Genomic DNA, 10,861 nt, shown 5'->3' with positions numbered 1-10,861 from the left:
CAGGTCGCCGCATCGAAGTCCTCCACCCGTCCGGAAGCCGCAAGCTCGGCGTACGCCGAGCAGCAGCCTCAACGTACGTCGTCGGCCGGTGCGCCTGTCAAGGGCGCCGGATGCGACCGCCCGGACGGTGGGGTGGCGCCCGGTCATGGGCTCCCGAGGGCGTGCCGGATCGCCGAGGCGACGTCGTGGGCGACGTGGGTGGGTGCGAAGGGCTGCCGGGGCCAGGGCCTGCCGGCGGACACCCAGACGCTGCGCAGGCCGAGCGCGTCGGCCCCCGCGATGTCGGCGTGCGCTGAATCACCGATGACCCACGCCCCGGACAGGGGGATGCCCGCCACTGCCGCCGCCGCGTGAAAGATCTCGGACGCCGGCTTCTTGTGGCCGACGCTCTCGGAGACGACCCATCCGTGGACCAACGCGTCGAGTCCGGTGTTGCGGATCTTCGTTTCCTGCTGTGCGGTGCGGCCGTTGGTGACGATGACGCAGGTCCAGCCGTCGGCCCCGGCCTCGTCCAGCGCTCGGCGGGTGGCATCGGCCAGGACGACGCGAGCGGCGGAGCCGGTGTCGAGGAGGGCACGGACGGCGGCGACGGGCACGATGTCGCCATACCGGCCGACGAGGGCTGCGGCGACCTCGGGACGTGGGGTATAACCGCTGGCGTCGACGCTCATCACCCAGGGGAGGTCCGAGACGGGCAGCCCGTGCTCGGTGAAGAAGTCGGCGACGGCGCCGCGGAAGGCGGCGTCGCGGTCCACCAGGGTGTTGTCCAGGTCCAGCAACAGCAAGGGCATGACCGGCAGTAGACCACGGACACGGCGCCATTTTCCCGCCTGACGGGACGGCGGACGTCCGGGAACAGGGAGCAGCGGTGGGTGGGGACGTCGACCGCGGTGGGTGCCTGGCGTGTGACCTCATGGCGGGCAGGGCGCCGCTGCCCGGTGGAAGCGTGCTGCGCACCCGGTTCTGGGCCGTCGAGCACTGTGTGGGGCCGCTGGGCCTGGGCACCGTCGTGGTCAAGCCGGTCCGTCATGTCGTGCACGTCGCCGAGTTGACCGCGCGGGAGTCCGCCGAACTGGGGCCGCTGCTGCAGCGGGTGAGCGCCGCCGTCACCGAGGTGACGGCGCCCGAGCAGGTGTACGTGTGCCTGTGGTCGCATGCCGGCGGGGTCCCCGGCCACATCCACTTCGTCGTGCAACCCGTCGGGCGCGAACACCTGGCCCGGTTCGAAGCCTTCGGTCCCGCGTTGCAGACGGCCATGGGCGCGGCGGGGTGCTTCCCCGAGGCCGCGGAGGTCGAGCGGATCTGCGACCGGCTGCGGCACGTCCTCGGCTGACGCCGCGCGCCGATCGCCGGGTGCCGGGTGCGCGCCCCTCCGGTCCGGCGGGTACGGGTCCGGTCCCTCCGGTGCGGGCCGGAAGGCGGCCGGCGCTTGGTCAGACGGTCACCACCGGCACCCCGTCCGGGCGGCCGTCGAGGAGGGCCGCGATGTGGTCGGCGCAGCGGATCGCGGCGGTCGCCATGGCGCCGCGCGTCATGCCGGCGACATGCGGGGTGAGCAGGGCGTTCGGCGAGCCGCACAGCGGTGAGGCGAAGGCGTCGTGCTCGTGGACGAAGGTGTCGACGGCCGCCGCGGCGAGCGGATGCGCCGGATCGCGCAGCGCGTCGGCCAGCGCCTGCTCGTCGACGATCCCGCCCCGGGCGGTGTTCAGCAGGATCGACCCCGGCCGCATCCTCGCCAGCTCCGTACGGCCGATCAGGCCGCGGGTGTGCGGCGTCAGCGGCACGTGCAGGGAGACCACGTCGCTCGTGGCCAGCAGGGTGTCGAGGGACGCGGCCCGGGGCACGGAGGTCTCGTGCGGTCGCCGCGACAGCGCCTGCACCGGCATGCCCAGTGCCCTCGCCCGGTCGGCCAGTGCCATGCCGGTCCGGCCCAGTCCGACGATGCCCAGGGTCAGTTCGGGCAGTTCCACCGCGGGGGCCGGTGTGCTCCAGCGGCCTCGGTGCGCGGCCTCGTGGTGGGCCGGAAGGCCGCGGACCAGGGCGAGCAGCTGCGCCAGGGCGAACTCCGCGACCGCCTGCGCGTTGGAGCCAGGGGTGTGGGTGACGGCCACTTCGTGCCGGGCGGCGGCCGCCAGCTCGACATGGTCGGTGCCCGCTCCGGCCCGGCCCACCACCCGCAGCCGGTTGACGAGCGCGGGGTCGGTCGCCGCGGCGAGGAAAGCGGTACGCAGCGGCACCCCCGCACGCGACTTGACCGCGTGGTGTCCGAGCCCGTCCCGGACGGTCTGCGTGATCAGGGCGGGCTCGTCGAACGCGTCGAAGTCGGTGAAGTCCACCCGGCCGTCCCAGGCCGCCCGCGCCGCAGCCCGGTCGGCCACCCTCCGCAGGTTCAGCGTGACGGCCAGCCCGTGGCCGAGCAGACGTTCCAGCTCCCGGTCGAGCAGCCGACCGGGCGCGGCGTCCAGCAACAGGACTCGCATGCGTGCCACTTGATCCCTCCCGGACGGACCCTACTGCCTCCCGCGAGCCGGACCGGGGCGACGTCGCGTCGGTCGCCGGAGTGGTGTTCGTGCCGGGCCCCGCTCTGTACCTGTGCGTGGCCCTGACCTCGATGGCCCTGTACGTCCCGTTCTCGCTCCAGGTCACGCTCGGCCAGGACTACCTGCCCTCCCGGGTGGGCACCGCCAGCGGGATCACCCTCGGCCTGGCCGTCAGCGTCGGCGGTCTGGTGAGCCCCGCGATCGGCAGCCTCGCCGACGCGACGTCCGTACGGACCTCCCTGGCACCGCTCATCCTGATGCCCGTGCTGTGCTGGCTGCTGTTCCGCGCCCTGCCCGAGCCCGCCGTGCCCCGGCCCGCGGCCGCCACGGGCCACGCACCGTCCGGCGCCGGCGGCTGACCGACGGAGCCGTACCGGGAGGGGCCACGGGAACATGTCCTCACGCAAGCGCCGCGGGAACCTGTCCCTCGGCGTTCATCCCTCGGCGTTCGTTCTTCGGCGTTCATCCCTCGGTACAAGGCGTTCGTCCGCCGGTAGGATCTCTCGCCGGGATGCTGATCGGCTGAGGGGATCGGGCACATGACCGCTTCTGCGACCGGGGGAACCCCGGCGACCGCGACGTACGACCGCATCGGCATCGGCTACGACCAGGTGCGCCGTCCCGACCCGCGGCTGGCCGCCCTGATCCACGAGGCGCTGAGCGGAGCCCGTACGGTCGTCAACGTCGGGGCGGGCGCCGGTTCCTACGAGCCGGCCGACGCGGACGTCACCGCGGTGGACCCTTCACAGGTCATGCTCGACCAGCATCCGGGTCCCCGGAAGGTCCTGGCCCGAGCGGAGGAACTGCCCTTCGAGGACGGCGCGTTCGACGCCGCGATGGCGGTGCTGACGGTGCACCACTGGCCCGATCCGCGCCGCGGCCTCAGCGAACTGCGGCGGGTCTCCCGGCGGCAGGCCGTCTTCACCTGGGACCCCGGGCACCGGCCCGAGCTGTGGCTCGTCGAGGAGTACCTGCCCGAGGTCCGGCAGCTCGACCACGCCCGTTTCACGCCCTTGTCCGAGGTGGCGGAAGCACTCGACGCGCACACCGTCCTGCCCTTCGCCATTCCGCACGACTTCACGGACGGCTTCCAGGGCGCCCACTGGCGGCGCCCGGAGCGCTATCTCGACCCCCTCATCCGGCAGGCCAGTTCCACGTTGGCCGAACTGCCCCCGTCCGTGGTCGAACCGGCGATCGCGAGACTGCGCGCCGACCTGGCTTCGGGAGCCTGGCACCGCCGCCACGCGGACCTGCTCGGCCGGGACGCCGTCGATTACGGCTACCGGCTGCTCGTCGCCGGGCCCGCGGCGTAGCGGAGCCGCGTCAGCAGGCGCGGGGCACACGGGTGGTGGCCGAGCCGGGCGAGGCAGGGGCGCACCCTCGAACTTCGTGACGTGCTCCGCGACGCCCCTGAACTTCCGGTGCGGGGCCGAGGTGTCGGGCCCCGGCCCATGGTCCCGCCGCGGCCGGGCGGCTCGGGCGGGTTCACGCGACCACCTGGTCGGTGTGCATCGCGGCGATGGTGTCCGCGTCGTAGCCGAGGGCCGCCAGGACCTCGTCCGTGTGCTCGCCGAGCAGCGGGGCGCCCGTGATGCCGGGGGTGAAGCCGGAGAACTTGACCGGGCTGCCGACCGTCAGGTAGGTCCCGCGCTCCTTCTGCTCCACTTCCACCACGGTGCCGCTCTTGCGCAGCGCGGGGTCCTCGGCGATCTCCTTCATGCTGAGCACGGGAGCACAGGGCACCTCCGCCTTGCGCAGGATGTTGACTGCCTCGTACTTGGTCTTGTCGGCCAGCCACTTCTCGATCTGCGCGAAGATGTCGAAGATCCGCAGCTGACGGGCCTCCGGGGTGCTGTAGTCCGGGTCGTCGGCCCACTCGGGGTGGCCGACGATCTCGGCGGTCCGCGTCCAGTTCTGCTCCTGGATGGTGAAGTAGATGTACGCGTTGGGGTCGGTCTGCCACCCCTTGCACTTCAGGACCCAGCCGGGCTGACCGCCGCCGCCCGCGTTGCCGCCCCGCGGGACGGTGTCGCCGAACTCGCCGTTCGGGTACTGCGGGTACTCGTCCAGGAAACCGACGTGGGCGAGGCGCTGCTGGTCACGGAGCTTGACCCGCAGCAGGTTGAGGACGGCGTCCTGCATGGACACCGACACCTTCTGGCCCTCTCCGGTCCGGGCGCGGGAGATGAGCGCGGTGAGGACACCGATGAGCAGGTGCATGCCGGTGTTGCTGTCGCCGAGGGCGGCCGCGCTGACGGTCGGCGGGCCGTCCCAGAAACCGGTGGTGGAGGCGGCTCCGCCGGCGCACTGGGCCACGTTCTCGTAGACCTTGAGGTCGTTCCACGGCGAGTCCTCGTTGAACCCCTTGACCGAGCCGAAGATCAGGCGGGGGTTGAGTTCGTGGATGTGCTCCCAGGACAGGCCCATGCGGTCCATGGCGCCCGGCGCGAAGTTCTCCACCAGTACGTCGGCCTCGCGGATCAGCTTCTCCATGACCTCCTTCCCCTCCGGCGTGCGGGTGTTGATGGCCAGGGAGCGCTTGTTGCTGTTCAGCATGGTGAAGTACAGCGCGTCGACGTCGGGTATGTCGCGCAGCTGGTGGCGCGTCACATCGCCGCCCGTGATGCGCTCGACCTTCAGGACGTCGGCGCCGAACCAGGCGAGCATCTGGGTGCAGGCCGGGCCCGCTTGCACGCCGGTGAAGTCGATCACTTTGATTCCGGTCAGTGGCAGTTCGGTCATGACGGATTCCCTTTCTGGTGCGGTCCGGCCGGCGGGGCGTGCGCGGGTCCTGGCGTCAGGCCGCCGGCCGGGCCGTGCTGTCGATTCCCTTGGGGTTCAGGTTGGTCAGGTGGCCGCTCTCGGTGCCGTCCGTGGGGTCGATCACGCAGTCGATGAGGGCCGGCCGGCCGGAGGCGAGAGCTTCGCGCAGCGCGCGGGAGACCTCCGCGGGGGTCGTCGCCCGGTAGCCCCGGCCGCCGAAGGCGTCGATCATCAGGTGGTACCGGGCCCGCAGCGCGGTGGGCGCGGGGTCCGACGTGGTGGAGACGTCGTCGCCGCGGTAGACACCGCTGTTGTTGAGGATGACGGTGACGATGGGCAGGCCGTAGCGGCAGGCGGTCTCCAGCTCCATGCCGCTGAAGCCGAAGGCGCTGTCACCCTCGACGGCCACGACCGGATCGCCGGTCTCGACGGCCGCGGCGATGGCGTATCCCATGCCGATGCCCATGATCCCCCAGGTGCCGCAGTCCAGCCGGTGGCGCGGCACCTGCATGTCGAGCACGTTGCGGGCGATGTCGAGCGCGTTGGCACCCTCGTTGACGACGTAGGCACGGGGATGGTCCCGCAGCACCTCGCGGATCGCCTGCAACGCGCCCAGGAACTTCATCGGGTGCGCGGTCCCGGCCGCCTCGATGCGGCCGGACATCGTGGTCACGTTCTGCGCCGAACGTGCCGCGAGCTGTGTCCGCCACGCCTGAGGGACCGTGATCTGACCCGGCTTGGTCCGCTCGACCAGCAGTTCCATCACCGAAGCCGCGTCTCCGACGAGAGGGGCGGCGATGGGCTGGTTGCCGTCCAGTTCGGTGGGATCGATGTCGATCTGGATGAACTGGGCGTCCGGGCTCCACTGCGGCGGTTCGCCGTGGCCGAGGAGCCAGTTCAGGCGCGCGCCGACGAGCAGGACGACGTCGGCCTCGCGCAGGGCGAGCGACCGGGCGGTGGCCACCGACTGCGGGTGGTCGTCGGGAAGCAGGCCCTTGGCCATCGACATCGGCAGGAACGGCAGGCCGTTGCGCTCGACGAATTCCCGGATCGCGTCGTCCGCCTGCGCGTACGCGGCGCCCTTGCCGAGCACCACCAGCGGCCGTTCGGCGCCCGCGAGCAGATCGATCGCGCGATCCACGGCGCTGACCGGCGGGAGCTGGCGCGGCGCCGGGTCGACGATCCGGGGGAGCGACTCGGCGGCCTTCCGCGCGTCGATGACCTCACCGAGCACCGCGGCCGGAAGGTCGAGATACACCCCTCCTGGACGTCCGGAGACCGCCGTGCGGATCGCTCGGGCCAGCCCGCGTCCGATGTCCTCGGCGCGGTCGATCCGGTACGCCGCCTTGACCAACGGCCGGGCCGTGGCCAACTGGTCGATCTCCTCGTAGTCGCCGCGTCGCAGGTCGATGATGCCGCGCTCGCTGGATCCGGAGATCTGTACCACCGGGAAGCAGTTGGTGGTGGCGTTGGCGAGCGCGACGAGCCCGTTGAGGAATCCCGGGCCGGAGACGGTCAGGCACACCCCCGGCTTGCCGGTCAGGAATCCGGCCGCCGCCGCGGCGTGCCCGGCGTCGCTCTCGTGACGGAAGCCGATGAACCGGATCCCCGACGCCTGGGCGATACGGGCGAGGTCCGTGACCGGGATGCCGACCACTCCGTACATGGTCTTGACGTCGTTGCGCAGGAGCGCGTCCACGACCAGGTGGTTGCCGTCGGTGAGCTGTCCCGGGGCACGGCCGGAGGTCTGTTGGGTGTGCGGTGCGGGGGCGGTGGTCATGACGAGACTCCTCATGCGATGCGGGGTCGGTACTCCTTGTGCCGGTTTCGTCCGCTTTGCCCCACTGTTCGGCAGGTCATGCAGCCGCGTCCAAGACCTGTAGGTGACCGGTTGATAAGCGAGAGCTGTCAAGAAGTCCCGGAGCACCCGCGCACCCCGGCCACGCTGCGTCGATAAGCGCCGTGTGTCAGTCGTTCGCCGCTGCGTATTGGACCCGTGGCCCCTGCCTGGCGCAGGCTCGGCATGAGGCCGTGTCCTCAGCGGAGGCCGGGTCCCGCAGGTGCGGACGTGGCCGCACGGTCCACCGCGACGTCCCCCCGTGACCGGGAGCCAGGAGGTGATGGCCATGGCCTCGTCAGCCACGGCATCCGCAGCTGCCACGGCCCTCTACCGGCCCCCCGCGATCACCGGGCTGACCGATCTGATCGCCGGATCCGTCCGGGAGCGGCCCGGCGCACCGGCGCTGATCGTCACCGCGGACCACGTCCAGCTGTCCTACGCCGTGCTCGACGGCCTGGCCGCCGACATGGCCGCGCGGCTTGCCGACACGGGTCTGCGGCCCGGGGACCCGGTGGGCCTGGTCTGCGCCAACACCGTCGAATTCGTCGTCGCGCTGCTGGGCGCCGCGCGGGCCGGGCTGGTGACCAGCCCGCTGGATCCGGCGCTCCCCGGGCCCGAGAAGGCCGCGCGGCTGGCCGCGCTGGGCGCGCGGGCGCTCCTCACCGGACCCGCCGCCCCCGACGGACCGCGGGAGACACGGGTGCCCGCCTGGCCGGTGCGCGTCCGGGTCCTGCCGTCCGGGACCGCGACGGTGACCCTGGACGCCGCCGAGCGGCCGGCGCCGCGCGGCGAGGGAGCGGCCGCGGAACTCACCGGCCACGACACCCTCGTCCTGTTCACCGCCGGAACCACCGACCGGGCGAAGATGGTCCCGCTCACCCACGCCAACGTCGTCGCCGGCGTGACCGGCGTCTGCACGACCTACGAGCTGGACCCGGCCGACGGGACGGTGGCGGTGATGCCGCTGTTCCACGGTCACGGGCTGTTCGCTGCGCTCCTGGCCTCACTCGCCGGCGGCGGACGGGTCCTGCTGCCCGCACGCGGCCGGTTCTCGGCCCACACGTTCTGGGACGACATGCGGGCCGCGCGCGCCACCTGGTACACGGCGGTACCGACCATCCACCAGATCCTGCTGGCGCGGGCGGACCAGGAGTACCCGGGCCGGCAGGCGCAGCCGCTGAGGTTCGCGCGCAGTTGCAGCGCCCCGCTCCCCGCGGCCACCGCCCGGGCGCTGGAGGACCTGCTCGGCGCGCCGGTGCTGAGCGCGTACGGAATGACCGAGTCCACGCACCAGACGACCAGTGAGCCACTGCCGCGGCACGGTCACCGCAAGGGCGGATCGGTCGGTACGGCGACCGAGGTGGACCTGCGGATCGTCGACACGGACGGACGCCCGTGTCCGCCCGGCGAGCCGGGCGAGGTGTGGGTGAGCGGCCCGCCCGTCGCGCGCGGCTACCTCGCCAACCCCGCCGAGACCGCGCACAACTTCGCCGACGGCTGGTTCCGCACCGGCGACCTGGGCCTGCTCGATCCGGACGGCTGTCTGTACCTCACCGGGCGGATCAAGAACCTCATCAACCGCGGCGGTGAGAAGATCTCGCCGGAGCGGGTCGAGGACGTCCTCGCCGGATGCCCGGGTGTCGCCGAAGCGGCCGTGTTCCCTGTCGCCGACGCCACCTACGGCCAGCGGGTCGGTGCCGCCGTCGTGCTGCGCGAGGGCGAGAACACCGAGCCGGACCGGATCCTGGACCAGTGCCGCGCCCGGCTGGCTCCCTTCGAGATGCCCGAACGGCTGCGGATCGTCGCCGAACTCCCGCACACCCCCAAGGGCGGGCTGGACCGCCGGGCCCTGGTGAACCGGTACGCGCACTGACACGTGTCCCGGTACGCGTGCCGGTGCCCCGCGCGCCCGCCCGCGTCACCCGAGGCGTTTCTCGTCGGTCACCCGAGGCGGTCCTCGCCGGTCAGCGGCCGGTCGAAGAAGTCGTCCAGTGACAGGCGGGTCGCCACGTTCACGAACGCCCGGGCGATCGGGGACCCGGGGGCCGCCGCGTTGATCCCCACCAGGACCTCCGCTCTGGTCTCCGGTTCGACCAGCCGCACGGCCCGCGTCCGGCCGGTCACCGGCATCGCGCGCAGCCAGGTGTGCGGCACGATGCTCGCCCAGTCCCCACCGCCCACATGCGCGTACAGGGAGGCGACCGAGTCCGTCTCCACCTGGGCGGTGACCTCCACCCCGCTGCTCGCCAGCGCGCCGTCGATGACCTGGCGGATCTTCATGTCCTCCGTGAGCAGCGCGAGCGGCAACTGCGCCGCCTCCGCCCAGGTCATCGTGCGGATGTCGGGTTTCAGCCGGTCCTCGGGAGCCAGCAGCACATAGCGTTCCTCGTACAGCGGCACGGTCAGCAGACCTTCCCGTTCCCCGGGCGGGAACGGCCCGATCGCCGCGTCCAGCTCGAACTCCCGCAGCAGCCGGGCCAGGTCGGTGATCGGCAGCCGGGAGCAGATGTGCACCTTGGCCAGGGGATGCGCGGCGCAGAAGGCGGCCACGGGCAGCGCCACGGTGGTCGACGAGGTGGGTTCGGTGCCCAGCCGCAGCGTCCCCGTGACCCCCGACTGGACGGCGGCCACCTCGGCCTTGAACGCGTCGTGCTCGGCGAGGATCCGCTTGGCCCAGACCACCAGCCGCTCCCCTTCCGGGGTCAGGCCCTGGTAGTTGTGGCCACGGTTGATCAGGGTGACGTTCAGTTCCCGCTCCAGCTTGGCGATGGCCGCCGACAGCGCGGGCTGGGACACGTAGCAAGCCTCGGCGGCCCGCGCGAAATGCTTCTCCCGCGCCACTGCCACGAAGTACTCCAGCTGCCGGAACAACATGTGCGAGACCTCCCTGCGTGGGGCGGTGGCCGTCGGTGAAGCGGATGCCATCAATCCGGCCATCCCTCCCCATCATCCTGCGGGTACGGGCAGGCCGACGCGGCGGACATCCCGCGGCGGACTCCGGCCCGCGCCGCGAACGCCCCTGGTGGCTTCCTCCGCTCGCTCTCCGTGATCGGTCGATGGTGGATCGTCCGGATCTGTCCGGGACCGGGCGGGGCGGTGAACCGGCTGTGGCGCGCGGTCCCGGATGCCGCGGTTCCGGCCCGGCGGTGCGTGGGCCCTGGGCCACCACCTGCTCTGACCGGCGTCGGACTCGATCGCCGGGGGTGTCGGATCCGATCGCCTAGGAGGTGTGGACGTAGTCGGCGATGGTGCGGATCACGGCCGCCGCGCTGCGCAGTTCCTCCCCGGAGAAGTCCTTCAGCGCCTCGGCGAGCCACTGCTCGCCCGCCGCCTGGATGCGGACGACCGCTTCTCGGCCCTCCGCGGTGGCCTCCGCGAGCCGGGCGCGCTGGTCGCCCGGCTCACGGACGGTGGCGACCAGGCCCTGTTCCTCCAGCCGGCGGACCTCCCTGGTGATGTGCGGGGCCTTCACCATGAGCGCGTCGGCGAGTTCGCCCAGACGCAGCGGCGACGGCGAGGCCGCCAGCACCCGCAGTACGGCCAGGGATGCCCGGTCGACCGGAACGCCTGCCTGCCGGCGCAGCCGGGCATGAGCACGATTTCCGGTCATCGTGTACGCCAGCGTGGCCAGTGCGGCGTACAGGTCGTCGAGAGGCGTCGTGTCGGTGGTTTTCGAGGGCTCCACGTTCAGATGATGCCGCACGGCACCCGATCCGGG

9 protein-coding genes and 1 pseudogene are annotated in these 10,861 nt (G+C 72.4%); 4 read left to right on the top strand and 6 right to left on the bottom strand.

Annotation, left to right across the window (positions count from 1 at the left end; translation table 11 throughout):
- Positions 1 to 143: 143 nt before the first annotated feature.
- Positions 144 to 791, bottom strand: a complete 648-nt coding sequence (locus tag ACFY2B_RS39540) for an HAD family hydrolase (RefSeq protein ID WP_390767894.1) — start codon at positions 789 to 791, stop codon at positions 144 to 146.
- A gap of 77 nt (positions 792 to 868) precedes the next feature.
- On the opposite strand from ACFY2B_RS39540, the gene ACFY2B_RS39535 reads away from it, so the two are divergent.
- Complete coding sequence (locus ACFY2B_RS39535; RefSeq protein WP_390767893.1) at positions 869 to 1,333, top strand: hypothetical protein; 465 nt, start codon at positions 869 to 871, stop codon at positions 1,331 to 1,333.
- Between the two features lie 100 nt (positions 1,334 to 1,433).
- On the opposite strand, the gene ACFY2B_RS39530 is transcribed toward ACFY2B_RS39535, so the two are convergent.
- Positions 1,434 to 2,480, bottom strand: coding sequence for an NAD(P)-dependent oxidoreductase (locus ACFY2B_RS39530; protein ID WP_390767915.1), 1,047 nt, complete (start codon positions 2,478 to 2,480; stop codon positions 1,434 to 1,436).
- A 62-nt stretch (positions 2,481 to 2,542) separates the two neighbouring features.
- On the opposite strand from ACFY2B_RS39530, the pseudogene ACFY2B_RS39525 reads away from it, so the two are divergent.
- Positions 2,543 to 2,899 (top strand): annotated as a pseudogene (locus tag ACFY2B_RS39525) (MFS transporter); the annotation flags it as partial.
- 180 nt (positions 2,900 to 3,079) lie between these two features.
- Positions 3,080 to 3,853, top strand: coding sequence for a class I SAM-dependent methyltransferase (locus tag ACFY2B_RS39520; protein ID WP_390767892.1), 774 nt, complete (start codon positions 3,080 to 3,082; stop codon positions 3,851 to 3,853).
- A gap of 172 nt (positions 3,854 to 4,025) precedes the next feature.
- Here ACFY2B_RS39520 and frc read toward each other — a convergent pair whose 3' ends face one another.
- Both frc and oxc read right to left on the bottom strand, forming a co-directional pair.
- Complete coding sequence (gene frc / locus ACFY2B_RS39515) at positions 4,026 to 5,282, bottom strand: formyl-CoA transferase (protein ID WP_390767891.1); 1,257 nt, start codon at positions 5,280 to 5,282, stop codon at positions 4,026 to 4,028.
- Between the two features lie 55 nt (positions 5,283 to 5,337).
- A complete protein-coding gene (gene oxc / locus ACFY2B_RS39510) occupies positions 5,338 to 7,083 on the bottom strand; it encodes an oxalyl-CoA decarboxylase (protein ID WP_390767890.1) in 1,746 nt (581 codons plus the stop codon).
- 346 nt (positions 7,084 to 7,429) lie between these two features.
- On the opposite strand from oxc, the gene ACFY2B_RS39505 reads away from it, so the two are divergent.
- The gene (locus ACFY2B_RS39505; RefSeq protein ID WP_390767889.1) at positions 7,430 to 9,016 is read left to right on the top strand and encodes a FadD7 family fatty acid--CoA ligase; all 1,587 of its coding nucleotides are present in this window, start codon (positions 7,430 to 7,432) and stop codon (positions 9,014 to 9,016) included.
- Between the two features lie 68 nt (positions 9,017 to 9,084).
- Here the strand turns inward: ACFY2B_RS39505 and ACFY2B_RS39500 are convergent, their stop codons facing one another.
- The gene (locus tag ACFY2B_RS39500) at positions 9,085 to 10,017 is read right to left on the bottom strand and encodes a LysR family transcriptional regulator (RefSeq protein WP_390767888.1); all 933 of its coding nucleotides are present in this window, start codon (positions 10,015 to 10,017) and stop codon (positions 9,085 to 9,087) included.
- A gap of 346 nt (positions 10,018 to 10,363) precedes the next feature.
- On the bottom strand, positions 10,364 to 10,828 hold the full coding sequence (locus ACFY2B_RS39495; protein WP_390767887.1) for a MarR family winged helix-turn-helix transcriptional regulator: 465 nt from the start codon (positions 10,826 to 10,828) through the stop codon (positions 10,364 to 10,366).
- Positions 10,829 to 10,861 lie beyond the last annotated feature (33 nt).

Source organism: Streptomyces sp. NPDC001270 (assembly GCF_042896695.1).
Lineage (GTDB): Bacteria > Actinomycetota > Actinomycetes > Streptomycetales > Streptomycetaceae > Streptomyces.
This window is presented reverse-complemented; position numbering and strand designations above follow the sequence as displayed.